We start from the raw sequence: 14,560 nt of genomic DNA, 5'->3' as shown, positions 1-14,560 counted from the left end.
CGTGTCTAATCAAATGAACACTATGGATATTAAAGAAATACTTAAATATCTACCCCATAGATATCCATTCCTATTGATCGATCGTGTGCTTGATTACACTCCTGGTGTTAGTCTGCAGGCGATCAAAAACGTTTCAATAAATGAGCCATTTTTTCAGGGACATTTCCCGATACAACCTGTGATGCCAGGTGTGCTTATTTTAGAAGCGATGGCGCAGGCAACTGGCCTGTTAGCCTTTAAAACGATGAGTAGTGATGTACCACCACCAGGTGTGTTGTATTACTTTGCTGGTATCGATAATGCGCGTTTTAGACGTGTGGTTGAGCCAGGAGATCAAATTCATTTTGATGTCAAAATGATTAAAGAGCGCCGCGGGATTGGCGTTTTCTACGGTGAGGCCAAAGTGGATGGTGAAGTGGTTTGTTCCGCTGAAATCATGTGTGCCCGCAGAGAGATTAGTCAGTGATAGATACATTAGCGTTTGTGCATCCCGATGCAAAAATTGGCAATAACGTCACTATTGGCCCTTGGACCTATATCGGTGCGGGCGTCGAAATTGGTGATGATTGTTGGTTGAGTTCCCATGTGGTGGTCAAAGGTCCAACGATTATCGGCAAAGGGAATCGTATTTTTCAATTCGCCTCCGTTGGTGAAGAATGCCAAGACAAAAAGTACGCTGGCGAGCTGACACGACTGATCATTGGCGACAATAACGTCATCCGTGAAAACGTGACCATTCACCGCGGTACAGTTCAAGATAACAGTGAAACCCGTATTGGGTCGAATAACCTGTTTATGAACTATGTGCATATCGCCCATGACTGTGTGGTCGGCGATAATGTCATCATGGCGAATAACGCATCTATTGCAGGTCACGTGCACGTCGGTGACTGGGCGATTTTAGGCGGTATGACAGGCGTACATCAGTTTGTGCATATTGGTGCCCATGCGTTTACTGCCGGTTGTTCTTTAGTTTTGCAGGATGTGCCTCCTTTTGTGATGGCAGCGGGTCAACCGACAGTGCCTCGCGGCTTAAACAGCGAAGGTATGAAGCGTCGCGGTTTTTCTAAAGAAAGCCAGTTAGCCGTGCGTCGTGCTTATAAAACGTTATATCGTAGCAGCTTAACGGTAGAAGAAGCGATTGAAGCATTAGCTGAAGATGCGCAGAACGATGAGCAAGTCAAATTACTGCTTGAGTTTGTAAAGTCATCGAGTCGCGGCATTATTCGCTAACTTGATGACCACATGACAACAAAAGGGCATTTATATGCCCTTTTGTATTATTGGTTTAAGCCTTTTTTGTGGTAGACGTAGCCGTTAAAAATGCGTTTATTCATCAATGCATTCGACCATAAATGAGCTTAGTCATTAATTGAATCATTAACTTAACATAAGTGTAGGCTTGGAACGATGCATTTTAGGTGCGGTTTACCTCTTCATCCAATGCCATTAATTCATGAGACGTGATTGGTTTATGAGCAATAAAACTCCATTAGTGTTTGCCATGGTTGCCGGAGAACTCTCAGGCGATATTTTAGGTGCAGGTTTAATGGCTGCGCTGCAAAAGACCCATCCCGATGCGCGCTTTGTCGGTATCGGTGGACCCCGCATGGAAGCCCTAGGCTTCAAATCCCTGTTTGCGATGGAAGAACTCGCAGTGATGGGAATCGTTGAAGTGTTATCCCGTCTACCTCGCTTATTAAAAGTGCGGTCATCCTTGATTAAAGAGATCACCGCGCTTAAGCCCGATTGTTTTATTGGAATAGATGCACCGGATTTTAATATAGGCCTCGAGCTTAAACTCAAAGCGCGCGGTATTAAAACCGTTCATTATGTGAGCCCATCCGTGTGGGCATGGCGCCCAAAACGTATATTCAAAATCGCGAAGGCGACCCATATGGTGTTGTCGTTATTGCCATTTGAGAAAGCTTTTTATGACAAGCATCAAGTACCTTGTACCTTTGTGGGTCATACCTTAGCGGATGATATTCCGTTGCGAAGCGATAAAGCTGCTGCGCGCCAGTTACTTGAACTCGATGCCGATGCCGAATATTTAGCGATTCTACCGGGATCCCGTGGTGGCGAGTTAAAGCAATTGGCCGAGCCTTTCGTGAAGGCGGCTTTACTGATTAAGCAGAACTTCCCTGATATACGTTTTGTGACGCCGCTGGTCAATCAAAAACGCCGTGAGCAATTTGAGCAAGCGCTGAAGGATTTTGCACCGGATCTCGAAATTCATATGGTCGAAGGCCAGTCGCGCGAAGTCATGGCGGCTGCCGATGGCATTTTATTAGCATCTGGCACCGCGACGTTAGAAGCCATGTTGGTCAAGCGTCCAATGGTGGTGGCTTATCGTGTTAGCCCTATGACCTATTGGATTGCTAAGCGCATGATGCAGGTCGAGCGTTTCTCGTTACCGAATCTACTGGCTGGAAAAGATCTCGTCCCTGAGCTCATTCAAGAAGATTGCACGCCAGAGAAAATAGCTGCGGCGGTCACAGTAGAGTTAAATCGAGATTTTACGCCGCTCAAAGCTGAGTTTGATGCCCTGCACCAAGTGTTACGCCGTGATGCGAGCTTAAAAGCCGCTGAAGCGGTAATGGCACTGGTTGAGCCTAAACCAAGTCATGCTAAATCGCTGGAGGCTAACTAGTGGCAACTTTTAAAAGTTTAACCGACGCCGATTTTCTGGCCTTTTCGACGGGATTAATTGCTGGTGTGGATGAAGTCGGCCGCGGGCCTTTAGTTGGTGATGTGGTGACTGCGGCTGTGATTTTAGATCCAAACAAGCCCATCAGTGGTCTGAATGATTCCAAGAAACTCAGTGAGAAGCGTCGCGAAGCTTTGTTTGATGAGATTTGTGAAAAAGCCCTGTGTTATCACGTGGGCCGCGCAAGTCCTGCTGAAATCGATACGCTTAATATCTTGCATGCCACTATGTTGGCAATGCAGCGCGCGGTTGCAGGGCTTAAGATTGCGCCTGCGTTGGTGTTAGTCGATGGCAATCGCAGTCCGGCATTTGTTGCCCATAATGGCGTCTCGCTTACCAGTCACAGCATCATTAAAGGTGATGGTTTAATTGCCAGTATTAGTGCCGCATCGATTATCGCCAAAGTGACGCGGGATCGTGAGATGGATGTGCTCGATGCTGCTTATCCGCAATACGGTTTTGCTAAGCATAAGGGCTATCCGACTAAGGCGCATTTTGAGGCCATCGCCGAACATGGGGTGTTTGACCAATATCGTAAAAGTTTTAAACCCGTCAAGGCATTACTGGGGCTGTAAGCTGTGCTCCCAAGCTACCTGAAGATACGAGTTTCAGGTTGTTTGGGTATAAGTTCCCGTTATCCAGCAAAGTCACTGGCTCTGGCTGCGTGACTTTGTTAGTCTGCTTTCTAGTTATTGTTAACCTGCTATTCAAAGATAATCCTAATTATGTCCGATCCTCGTTTTGTGCATCTTCGTGTCCACAGTGACTTCTCTATGACCGATGGCGTGGCCAAGGTCAAGCCTATTTTGGCGCAGGTGGAAGCGCAGGGAATGGCCGCGGTCGCCTTGACTGACCAAAATAACTTTTGTGGTTTGGTGAAGTTTTACAGTGGTTGCCATGGTGCGGGGATCAAGCCGATTATTGGTGCTGATTTTTGGATGCAAGTGCCTGGATTTGACGGTGAATTATGTGCCTTAACCATCATTGCGATGAACAATGTCGGTTATCAGAATCTGACCCAAATCATCAGCCAAGCCTATTTGCGTGGCCAAGTGGCCGGCCGTGTAGTGATAGACCAAGAGTGGTTACTCACTTATAACGAAGGCATTTTGCTGTTATCGGGCGCCAAAGAAGGCGATCTGGGTAAGGCACTGCTCAAGGGCAATGGCACACAAGTCGAATCTTTATGCGACTTTTATCAGACCCATTTCACTGACCGTTATTTCCTCGAACTTATCCGCACAGGTCGACCCGATGAAGAGCGTTATCTGCATATGGCAGTGGCCTTAGCGCAGGAGAAGGGCATCCCTGTGGTGGCTACTAATCAGGTGGTGTTTCTTAAACCCGAAGATTTTGATGCCCACGAAATTCGGGTGGCAATTCACGATGGCTTTACCCTTGCCGATCCTCGTCGACCTAAAAAATACAGTGAACAGCAGTATTTGCGTAGCGAAGAGGAAATGTGTGAACTATTCGCCGACATTCCTGCGGCGTTGGCGAACAGTGTCGAAATCGCTAAACGCTGTAATGTAACGATCCGTTTATACGAATATTTCCTGCCCAACTTCCCGACGGGCGATATGTCCATCGAAGACTTTCTGGTCGATTGTTCGAAGAAAGGCCTTGAAGAGCGGCTCGAGTTTTTGTTCCCTGATCCTGAGGTGCGCGCCGAGAAACGCGGCGAATACGATGAGCGCCTCGACATTGAACTTAAAGTGATCAACCAGATGGGTTTCCCCGGTTACTTCTTGATCGTGATGGAGTTCATCCAATGGGGTAAAGATAACGGTATCCCAGTAGGACCTGGTCGGGGTTCGGGCGCGGGTTCACTCGTGGCCTATGCGCTTAAGATTACCGACTTAGACCCATTAGAATTTGACTTACTGTTCGAGCGATTCCTCAACCCTGAGCGGGTTTCTATGCCCGACTTTGACGTCGACTTTTGCATGGATAGACGTGATGAAGTGATCGACCACGTGGCCGAATTGTACGGCCGCGAAGCGGTATCGCAAATCATCACCTTCGGAACTATGGCGGCAAAAGCGGTTATTCGCGATGTTGGCCGCGTGCTGGGTCATCCCTATGGCTTCGTTGACCGAATTTCTAAACTCATTCCACCAGAACCTGGGATGACGCTGGCAAAAGCGTTTGAGGTCGAGCCAGCCCTGCAAGAATCCTATGATGCCGATGAAGACGTAAAAGATCTGATCGACATGTGTCGCAAGCTCGAAGGTGTGACACGTAACGCGGGTAAACACGCGGGTGGTGTGGTGATTGCACCGACAAAAATTACCGATTTTGCGCCGCTCTATTGCGATGCTGAAGGTAAAAACCCAGTAACACAATTCGATAAAAACGACGTTGAAACCGCAGGTTTAGTTAAATTCGACTTTTTGGGTTTACGTACTTTGACAATCATCGACTGGGCACTGGAGATGGTGAACAAGGTCGAGGTCAAAAACGGTCGCCCACCTGTGCGTATCGAAGCGATTCCGTTAACGGATGCTGCATCTTTCCGCTTGTTGCAAAAATATGAAACCACAGCGGTATTCCAGTTGGAATCCCGCGGTATGAAGGATTTGATTAAACGTCTGCAGCCCGACTGTTTTGAAGACATGATCGCACTGGTGGCATTGTTCCGCCCTGGGCCTTTGCAATCGGGCATGGTAGATAACTTCATCGAGCGTAAGCATGGGCGCGAAGAAGTGTCTTATCCCGATTCACAGTACCAGCATGAATCACTAAAAGAACTGCTATCGCCGACCTACGGTATTATTCTGTATCAAGAGCAAGTGATGCAGATTGCACAGGTGTTATCGGGTTACACCCTTGGCGGCGCCGACATGTTGCGCCGTGCTATGGGTAAGAAAAAGCCCGAAGAGATGGCCAAGCAGCGCAGTATCTTTAAAGAGGGCGCAATCAATAACGGCGTCGACGGCGACTTGTCGATGAAGATCTTCGACTTAGTGGAAAAGTTCGCCGGCTACGGTTTTAACAAATCTCACTCAGCCGCCTATGCGCTTGTGTCTTATCAGACCTTATGGCTAAAAACCCATTATCCTTCGCAGTTTATGGCGGCGGTAATGTCGGCCGATATGGACAACACAGATAAAATTGTGACTTTGGTCGATGAATGCGAGCGTATGGGATTACCGCTCATTCCTCCGGATGTGAACAAAGGCTTGTTCAAATTTACCGTCGATGATGATTTGCGCATTGTTTATGGCATTGGCGCCATTAAAGGCGTGGGTGAAGGTCCAGTTGAATCGATTTTAGAGGCGCGTAAAGATGGCCCCTTCGTGGATTTATTCGATTTCTGTGCCCGCATCGATTTGAAAAAGCTCAATAAGCGCGTGATTGAAAAGCTGATCTGCGCGGGCGCACTCGATACGCTTGGGCCGCATCGTGCGTCTATGATGGCAACCTTGCCTGAAGCGATTCGCGCCGCCGATCAACACGCCAAAGCCGAGGCGATTGGCCAACACGATATGTTTGGTTTGCTCAACAGTGAACCCGAAGACAGTAAGCAGCAGTTTGTCGAATGTACCCCATGGCCAGATAAAATTTGGCTCGAAGGCGAGCGCGAAACCTTAGGCTTGTATTTGACTGGTCATCCGATCAATCAATATTTAAAAGAGCTTAAGCATTACACGTCCGGTCGTTTGAAAGATGTGCATCCCACCGAACGGGGTAAAACCGCTAAGGCTGCGGGTTTAGTGGTGGCAACGCGAGTGATGCTGACCAAACGCGGCTCGAAAATGGGCCTGTTGACGCTCGATGATAAGAGCGCACGTCTTGAAATCATGTTGTTTACCGAAGCCTTTGAAAAGTTTAATCATCTGCTGGAGAAAGACCGCATCCTCATTTGTGAAGGTGAGGTGAGTTACGATGATTTTGCCGGCGGCAACCGTATGACGGCGCGTAACATCATAGATATCAGTGAGGCGCGCAGCCACTTTGCCAAAGCGCTGGAAATTGATATGGATGGCAGCGAGTTAACGCCATCGGCGTTAGACACTTTCGAGCAAGCCCTAAGCCCGTGGCGTAACGGCGCTGTGCCTGTGGTGATCAATTACACTCAAGCTCAAGCCAAAGGTCAGTTTAGGTTAGCCGATGCTTGGCGAGTGAATCCGACCGATGATTTAATGCTCTCGCTCGAATCGCTCCTCGGGCCAAACAAGGTGAGAATTTTATTCTAATGTTGGCGAATGTCTTAGGTGTAAACAGATGAAGTTAACTTATGTCGGCTAAGTTTGACGAAGCATTGACTGCTGGCGATCTCAGCGCGCATATCTGTGATTTTTTGGCTGCGCAATCCTTAGCGCCTGACAGCAAGTTAGTGCTGGCTTACAGTGGTGGGGTTGATTCCGAAGTCTTGGCCTTTGGTTTAAGCCAGTTTGCACGGCAACATCCGGAGTTTAATTATCAGCTAGTGTATGTACACCATGGCCTAAGCGATAACGCTGAGGCTTGGGCACAGCATTGCCTTGAGCGGGGCCTGTATTACGATCTGCCCGTGACGGTTGAGCGAGTCGCGGTTAATCGTGGGCCAAGATTGAGCCTTGAAGCCGAAGCACGAAAAGTCCGTTATCAAGCGATTGAACGGCATTTAAGCGAAAATGATGTGTTGTTGACAGCTCACCATGAAGACGATCAGCTTGAGACTATTTTACTGGCGCTGAAACGTGGTCAGGGGCCGAAAGGGCTGGCGGCCATGGGACAAGTTCAAGCATTAGCACAAGGCAAACAACTGCGGCCGTTATTGGATATCAGCCGTGAGCAAATTGAAGCCTACGCGAAACATCAAGGCTTAGTGCATATCGAAGATGAAAGTAATCAAGACGATAAGTACGATCGAAATTTTTTACGTTTAGAAATCATTCCCCGCTTAAAAGCGCGTTGGCCGAGTATTGCGACAACTGCGAGTCGCAGTGCGGCATTGTGCGCCGAACAACAGGCGACGCTGGATTTACAGGTGAGTGAACGTTTATCTTTATGGTTAACCCAAGCGCCTTACCATACTCAAAGTGTATTCAAGCTCGATGGTTTTGCCGAACAGTCAGCCGACTGGCAAGCGTTACTCTTACGTGGCTTTATTGAATCCCAAGGTTTTGCTTTGCCCTCAAAGGTGCAGCTTAAGCAAATCATCACTCAGCTTCTTAACGCGAAAGACGATGCTAAAGTGCATATTCGAGTGGGTGAGTGTGAAATCCGTCGCTTTGCTAATCAAGTCTATTTATTCAAGTATCAAACTCACAAACGTCACACTCAGCCTGTGAGTTGGACGTTACCACAGCATGACTTTATTTCTTTATTACAGGGAGATAGTACCGAATTAGTCGTGTCGCCTGCGGGCTTAGCGAATGGTGAGCAGATTAGGCTGATAGTGACAGAACAAGGTCCCAGAGTCCGCTTACCTTGGCCTGATGAAGTGGTCAGTGTACGATATCAACTTGCGGGGCAATATCGCTGTCATCCTCATTCCCGTGGCAAGGGGCGAGAATTAAAGAAACTGTGGCAAGAGTTTGCTATTCCGCCTTGGGTACGCGAAAAGGTGGGGTTTGTGTTTTATGGCGAGCAACTGGTGATGGCAATTGGACTGTGGGTTGAAAAGGGCTTTATTGTTGAGTCGAATGGACTTGGTTTACAGGTGTTTGTTGAGGAAGCAAAGGAATTCTAGTCGAGAGTTAATCTTGGAATATTGGTGTGTTCTAGGAAAGCGAGAGGAGAGTGGAACGCAGCGCGTCAGTTTGATTTAGACCTTTATGGGGTACGCGCTGCGAGTGAGTTATCGCATTTCATTTGGCATCCCTGCGCGTGTTAAACTAATTGATTTTGGCTGAGTTTATAGCAGTTACGTCCGGCGGCTTTGGCTTGATAAAGTGCCTTATCGGCAAGTTCATAAAGTTGTTCGGCTTCAATGGTATCGTGTGATTCTGCCGCCCCTAAACTACAGCTCACCCCAAATTGATTGAAACTACTGTGCTGATTAATTACCGAGACAATCCGTTCACATAACAAGCCAGCCGCATGAATATTGCCTTGGACAATAATGACGAATTCATCACCACCAATCCGGAAGGCTTGATCTGTATTGCGTATGGTTGCACGAATGATGTCACCAAACTCCTTCAGAATATAGTCACCACATTTATGGCCGAATTTATCATTAAGTTGTTTAAAGTTATCAAGATCGAGCACTATGAGAGCGACTGCTCCTTGTTTTCGATGGGCTCTGGCGGTCGCATTACTGAGACTCTGACTGTAATAATGGCGATTGCCTAAGCCAGTGAGCGAGTCAAACATAGCTTGCATTGACATTTCTTGATATTGCAACGCATTTAATAAAGGTTGCAATAACAGCGGTTCAATATCCTGTAAGTTTGAGGTTTGTGATGGCGTAAATGGCGTCACCAGTTGGTACTGAATCGTTAATGGCATTCCTGCACACATGAGCTGTCGTTTGACGCTGATACCATAACGTTTGCCCCAGCTGAATTTGTGCTCGCCATAGGTTAAGCGCACGCCTTGGATCGGCAAGTGTTGTCCCAGCACTTTGCCATAGCAGGCAAAGACTGTCCTAGGATCTAAACTGGCATGCAGTTGTTGGATCACTTGTATCAAGTCCAATGGATTATCATTGGGACTATAATGTTCTGTTTGATAGCGATATTCGTCGGGATACAGCTCGGTCGCTAGGCCAAAGTCCATAATCATCACTCCAGCAAATGTTAGTGCGATACATCTCTAACCTAGTCTAAGCAAATACCGTGCCGCAATATTTGTTAATAAAATTTGTCTTTGTTAGTCATTCAGTTAAGCTTAAAACTCAGCGTTAGATTTTTTGACATGTCAGCATTTTGACAGGAGTCATAGCCCCAATGGAACATAGCTTTTTAATCCAAGTATTACTTATGCTCGTGATTGCCATTGTGGCCATTGCTGCGCTGCGTCGTTTGGGCCTACCCGCAATTCTGGCTTATTTACTCACAGGGGTTGTGAGTGGCCCGAGTGGTTTTCATTGGTTTACCCAGCATCAAATGCAATCTGTCGCCGAGCTTGGCGTTGTGCTGCTGATGTTTACCTTAGGCTTAGAGTTCTCTGTGCCGCGGCTGTGGGCCATGCGCCGGACTGTATTTGGCTTAGGCAGTGCGCAGATGGTGATCACAACCTTGTTGACCATGGGCGTGGCCCTATTGTGCGGCTTGAATTGGGTTGAAGCCTTGGTTATCGGTGCTGCCATCGCGTTGTCATCTACTGCTATTGTCCTTAAATTACTCAATGAACAGGGATGGCTGAGGCGCCGCCACGGCGAACTCTCCGTCAGCGTGCTTTTGTTCCAAGATTTAGCGGTTGTGCCGTTGTTGATCCTATTGCCATTACTGGCCAATGGCGGCGAACCTTTGATGGTCGCGGACATCGCCTTTGCCTTGCTTAAAGGCATATTGGCTTTTTTCCTCTTAATGGCGTTTGGTAAGTGGGCGTTGCCGCGGATATTTGATGAGGTTGCGCGTTCTCGCTCCAATGAGCTGTTTGTATTATCGACCTTAGTCGTTGCGCTTGTCACAGGGGCTTTTACTCAGTGGCTAGGATTATCTATGGCGCTGGGGGCATTTATGGCGGGTATGCTGCTGGGAGAAAGCCAGTACCGCCGCCAACTTGAGGCGGATATACGACCGTTTCGCGATCTATTGATGGGACTGTTTTTCATCTCCATTGGCATGATGCTGGACTTTACCTTAGTGATACGTTTCTGGTGGCAGATACTGCTGATCTTAGTGGCGGTTGTGCTAGGTAAGGCGCTGATCATTCATGGCATTTTAAGATTAGTAGGTGAGCCTTTTCGAATTGCGATGAGTACGGCTATGAGCTTAGCTCAAGTGGGGGAGTTCAGTTTTGTGGTATTGGCTTTAGCGGTCAACTATCAACTTTTAAATAATGAGATCAGTACCATATTAGTCATGGTCGCCGTGCTTTCCATGGCAATAGCTCCTTGGTTAGTTCGTCATAGTGTGGATATTGCTAAGTGGGCGCTGGGGATCCGTCAGGCAAAGCATGTGGATGAAGCTGTGCCATTGATGATGGATGATCATGAGCTGGTGATGATTTTTGGTTACGGCCGAGTAGGATAAACCATTGCCCGTTTTTTAAAAACTGAAGCTGTACCCTATCTGGTATTGGATCTCGATCCAACGCGCGTCACTGAAGCGCGTCGTGCTGGCGAACCTATTTATTTCGGTGATGTGTGTAAACGGGCAATTTTAAAACAAATGGGTGTTAAACAGGCCAAGATGATCGTTATCACTTTTTGTGAGTCACGTAGTTTAGAAGAAGTCTTACCTTTATGTAAGTTATTGGCACCAGAGGCTAAAATTTTAGTTAGAACTAAAGACGACAGCGATCTAGACTTGCTTAAAAAGGCGGGAGCTAATCAAGTGATCCCTGAGTCTTTAGAGGGGAGCTTGATGTTAGTATCGCAGGTACTACACCAATGTGGTGTGCCATTGGCACGGATCCTAAAACGGCTAGAATCTGAGCGGCGCAATCATTATCAATTTTTACACGGCTTCTTTTCCGGTACAGAAACTGATTTTACTTTAGAGTCATTGCATGCGGTGGCATTACCGCGTGGGGCTGATGCGATTGGTAAAACTGTTGCCGATATCATGTGGGAAACATTGAAAGTAGAGTTAAGGGCGATTCGTCGCAATGGCGCTGAAGTGGAACATCCTGAGCAGGACTGGGTTTTTCGTGCAGGGGATATCTTACTGATAGTGGGTAAACCACGGCGACTTGAGAAAGCTGAGGCTAAGCTCCTACATGGCTAAAGGCCTGAGGGTCACTCTTTTGAGATGGATGAAAATGCAGATATAAAAATGCCGACATAGTGTCGGCATTTTTGTCTGGAACTTGTTAACTTAAATTAGACAAAGTCTAATTACAGAATAACTACGTTCGCAGCTTGAGGACCTTTTTGGCCTTGTTCGATGTCAAAAGAAACCTTTTGACCTTCAGCAAGAGTTTTAAAGCCTTCTGAAACGATTGCGCGGAAATGAACGAATGCGTCAGCGCCACCATTGTCAGGAGAAATAAAACCAAAACCTTTATCTTCGTTAAACCATTTAACTACACCAGTAGTTTTAGACATGAATGTCTCCAAAATTTTCAAACAAATAATTCGCAATTATGCGGTATGTTAGCCAGAAATAGAATTATTTACATTGATGATAAGTTATGAGTGGAAAGCTTCATGACAGCAAAAAAAATATTACAGGCGTAGCGAAGGTTTTCAAATACATAATATTGCTTATAAATAGGTCTGAATCACAGGCCGGAGTGCAGATTAACATACTCTAGGGGTTTGTATAGTTTTATTTTTAAATGCCTCTCATATTGAAACTGCTTTTTTGCGACTCATTGAGTGCGCAAATTAGATATAACTATTAATATTCAACTATTTAGATTTTATTTTTGATTGTTATCTAGTGTGAAAGTTTTTTTATGTTTGCCATGACTGACCTGCGATTAACCTTTCAATCCGTTCCATTAGGTTTAAATACGGCTTATATGCTTAGGTAAGGATTCTGTCATGATTCGTTACGTTATTGAATTGTTGCTTATTTGTGGTTAATGGTATTCTCGTCATCCAATAAAAACGTGCTTGAGCTATGGATTCAGGGCGATAACTTTAGATTGAATATAATAAGAATGGAGAATGACGTTGAAAACAGTACTAAAACGGATTGGACTCGGCAGCTTAGTCTTAGTGCTGTTATTAGTGGCGCTGGCAGCCCATGAATGGTTTGCGAAAAAACCGTTTTTCTTTCGCGCATTTCTAGATCGAAGTGTGGTCAAGATGGCTTTCGAAAGCCCTGAGACCTTAACCTCATTGGGTTTCTTAGAATCGGTAGGGATTACAGGCCATAACGCCGATTTGGATGATGATAGTCCAGAGGCGATGGATAAGACTTTCGCGCAAGTGCGAGATCTGCGTGAAACCTTATTGAGCTATTCCGATGCGGATTTAGATGAAAATCAACGTATCTCCAAGGATATTGCCCTATATCTTGCCGATTTCGCGCTGATCTCTGAGCCGTATCGTTACCATAACTATCCGCTGAATCAGTTGTTTGGTGTGCAAAATGGTTATCCAAGCTTTATGCAAGCGCAGCACCAAGTGCATTCTGTGGGCGATGCTGAAAACTATCTGTCGCGTTTACAAAAAGTGAAACTTAAGTTTGCGCAAACTCTCGAAGGTTTAAAAATTCGTGAGGCTAAGGGGATTATTCCGCCTAAGTTCGTGATTGAGCGGGTGCTCACCGAGATGAATGATTTTGTCGCGACGCCAGTGCAAGACAATATTCTCTACAGTTCCTTCAAAACTAAATTGGCTGACACGGATATCAGTGCCGATGAGCAAGCACGGTTATTGGCAGCGGCGGAAGCGGACATTAAAGGTTATGTGCATCCAGCGTATCAATTATTTATCGACTACCTTACCCAGCTACAAGCCAAAGCTGGGACGGATGATGGTTATTGGGCGCTGCCTAATGGCAACCTTGCCTATGAGCAACTGCTGAAGTTCTTCACGACCACCAATTACACTGCGGATGAAATCCATGCCAAAGGGCTGGCTGAGGTAGATCGCATTCAAAATGAAATCATGACTATATTAGCCGCTGAAGGTTACGATGTGGGCCAAGGTTTCTCGGTCGCGATTGAAGCATTAGCCGCCGATCCTAAGTTTTACTACGAGGATAGCGATGCGGGTAGGGCGCAAATCCTCGTCGATTATCAAGCGATTCTTGATGAAGTGAATGCGGGACTCGGTGATGCCTTTCGTATTCGACCCGAAGCGGGCATGGAAGTGGTGCGTATTCCTGAGTTTAAAGAGAAAACGGCACCGGGTGCCTATTATCAGCAGCCCGCGATTGACGGTAGTCGTCCAGGGCGTTTCTATGCCAATTTATATGACATCAAGGCCACGCCTAAATACGGTATGCGCACTTTAGCCTACCACGAGGGGATCCCTGGGCATCATTTCCAAATTGCAGTGGCGATGGAGTTAGAAGGTATGCCACTTATTCGTAAGATGGCGCCTTTTACGGCATACATTGAAGGTTGGGCTTTATATAGCGAACGTTTGGCTTGGGAGCTTGGTTTTCAACAGGATCCCTTTGATAATATCGGTCGTTTGCAGGCAGAGTTGTTCCGCGCTGTGCGTCTAGTGGTAGATACAGGTATTCATCATAGCCGTTGGACTCGCGAGCAAGCGATTGACTATATGAAGAAAAATACTGGCATGTCCGATCGTGATGTCACGGCTGAGATTGAGCGTTATATCGTTATGCCAGGTCAAGCGACGGCTTATAAAGTTGGTATGATGAAAATTCTCGAACTGCGCGAAAAAGCCAAGTTGGCCTTAGGTGATAAGTTCGATCTCAGGGATTTCCACGATGTAGTTCTGAAGAATGGTGCAGTTCCTTTGGATATCTTAGAAATATTAGTCGATCGCTACATTGCTGATAAAAAAAGTGCTGATACAAAAAATGCTGAGGCCAAAGCCACTGACGCTAAAGCGAAAGTTTAGCATTTGGTTGTAACAGTTAACGCTCAGCAATTGATAATAAAGTATTATTTATCAATGACTTTGCTCTGGATGAGACCCGTTCCCTGTCTGCGGATAAGTTTGTTATTTTTATCCTGCGGGCATGGTGGGGCAGTCTATCGTGGCTATCATTCTGGCTTTCGGCCAAGGCTTTCAATACAATCCCACACAACTTATTGATAAATGTCGCGCGGCAATGGCTTGCTATTGCTCGGAGTTGATATTTTTAGTTTCAAGGTTTT

Annotated in this window: 9 protein-coding genes and 1 pseudogene; 8 read left to right on the top strand and 2 right to left on the bottom strand. The window is 46.5% G+C overall.

All coding sequences use genetic code 11. The features are described 5' to 3' along the window. Position 1: 1 nt before the first annotated feature. The 6 genes from fabZ to tilS all read left to right on the top strand — a co-directional run bounded on the left by fabZ (position 2) and on the right by tilS (position 8,390). Complete coding sequence (fabZ, locus tag L5L91_RS02390; RefSeq protein ID WP_006080990.1) at positions 2–466, top strand: 3-hydroxyacyl-ACP dehydratase FabZ; 465 nt, start codon at positions 2–4, stop codon at positions 464–466. Continuing rightward, complete coding sequence (lpxA, locus tag L5L91_RS02385) at positions 463–1,233, top strand: acyl-ACP--UDP-N-acetylglucosamine O-acyltransferase (protein ID WP_263160663.1); 771 nt, start codon at positions 463–465, stop codon at positions 1,231–1,233. The genes fabZ and lpxA overlap by 4 nt, the downstream gene beginning before the upstream one ends. 241 nt (positions 1,234–1,474) lie before the next feature. Further along, complete coding sequence (lpxB, locus tag L5L91_RS02380) at positions 1,475–2,653, top strand: lipid-A-disaccharide synthase (protein ID WP_113938987.1); 1,179 nt, start codon at positions 1,475–1,477, stop codon at positions 2,651–2,653. Further along, complete coding sequence (rnhB, locus tag L5L91_RS02375) at positions 2,653–3,285, top strand: ribonuclease HII (protein WP_263180974.1); 633 nt, start codon at positions 2,653–2,655, stop codon at positions 3,283–3,285. The genes lpxB and rnhB overlap by 1 nt, the downstream gene beginning before the upstream one ends. Positions 3,286–3,435: 150 nt before the next feature. After that, positions 3,436–6,909 carry a DNA polymerase III subunit alpha gene (gene dnaE / locus L5L91_RS02370; RefSeq protein ID WP_263144935.1) on the top strand — a complete coding sequence of 1,158 codons (3,474 nt, stop codon included), beginning with the start codon at positions 3,436–3,438 and terminating at the stop codon, positions 6,907–6,909. A 41-nt stretch (positions 6,910–6,950) separates the two neighbouring features. Continuing rightward, complete coding sequence (gene tilS, locus L5L91_RS02365) at positions 6,951–8,390, top strand: tRNA lysidine(34) synthetase TilS (protein ID WP_263235587.1); 1,440 nt, start codon at positions 6,951–6,953, stop codon at positions 8,388–8,390. A gap of 140 nt (positions 8,391–8,530) precedes the next feature. Here tilS and L5L91_RS02360 read toward each other — a convergent pair whose 3' ends face one another. Further along, the gene (locus L5L91_RS02360) at positions 8,531–9,421 is read right to left on the bottom strand and encodes a GGDEF domain-containing protein (protein WP_105249714.1); all 891 of its coding nucleotides are present in this window, start codon (positions 9,419–9,421) and stop codon (positions 8,531–8,533) included. Between the two features lie 170 nt (positions 9,422–9,591). Between L5L91_RS02360 and L5L91_RS02355 the strand changes: the two are divergent. Further along, positions 9,592–11,538, top strand: a pseudogene (locus L5L91_RS02355) (monovalent cation:proton antiporter-2 (CPA2) family protein). A 110-nt stretch (positions 11,539–11,648) separates the two neighbouring features. On the opposite strand, the gene L5L91_RS02350 reads toward L5L91_RS02355, so the two are convergent. Further along, positions 11,649–11,858 (bottom strand): cold-shock protein, encoded by a 210-nt coding sequence (locus L5L91_RS02350; protein ID WP_006080998.1) that lies wholly within the window; start codon positions 11,856–11,858, stop codon positions 11,649–11,651. Positions 11,859–12,425: 567 nt separating this feature from the next. On the opposite strand from L5L91_RS02350, the gene L5L91_RS02345 reads away from it, so the two are divergent. Beyond that, on the top strand, positions 12,426–14,300 hold the full coding sequence (locus L5L91_RS02345) for a DUF885 domain-containing protein (protein WP_263235586.1): 1,875 nt from the start codon (positions 12,426–12,428) through the stop codon (positions 14,298–14,300). The last annotated feature ends 260 nt before the right edge of the window (positions 14,301–14,560 follow it).

The sequence above is a fragment of the Shewanella sp. SM55 genome, from assembly GCF_025654025.1.
Lineage (GTDB): Bacteria > Pseudomonadota > Gammaproteobacteria > Enterobacterales > Shewanellaceae > Shewanella > Shewanella oncorhynchi.
The sequence above is the reverse complement of the archived record's forward strand: the minus strand, read 5'-3'. Positions and strand labels throughout refer to the sequence as shown.

Bases quoted from the DNA above. Each gene is read 5' to 3' on its own strand.
- L5L91_RS02345 (WP_263235586.1), top strand. From the start codon at position 12,426: ATGACGTTGAAAACAGTACTAAAACGGATTGGACTCGGCAGCTTAGTC.
- tilS (WP_263235587.1), top strand. From the start codon at position 6,951: ATGTCGGCTAAGTTTGACGAAGCATTGACTGCTGGCGATCTCAGCGCG.
- lpxB (WP_113938987.1), top strand. From the start codon at position 1,475: ATGAGCAATAAAACTCCATTAGTGTTTGCCATGGTTGCCGGAGAACTC.
- L5L91_RS02360 (WP_105249714.1), bottom strand. From the start codon at position 9,421: ATGGACTTTGGCCTAGCGACCGAGCTGTATCCCGACGAATATCGCTAT.
- dnaE (WP_263144935.1), top strand. From the start codon at position 3,436: ATGTCCGATCCTCGTTTTGTGCATCTTCGTGTCCACAGTGACTTCTCT.
- L5L91_RS02350 (WP_006080998.1), bottom strand. From the start codon at position 11,858: ATGTCTAAAACTACTGGTGTAGTTAAATGGTTTAACGAAGATAAAGGT.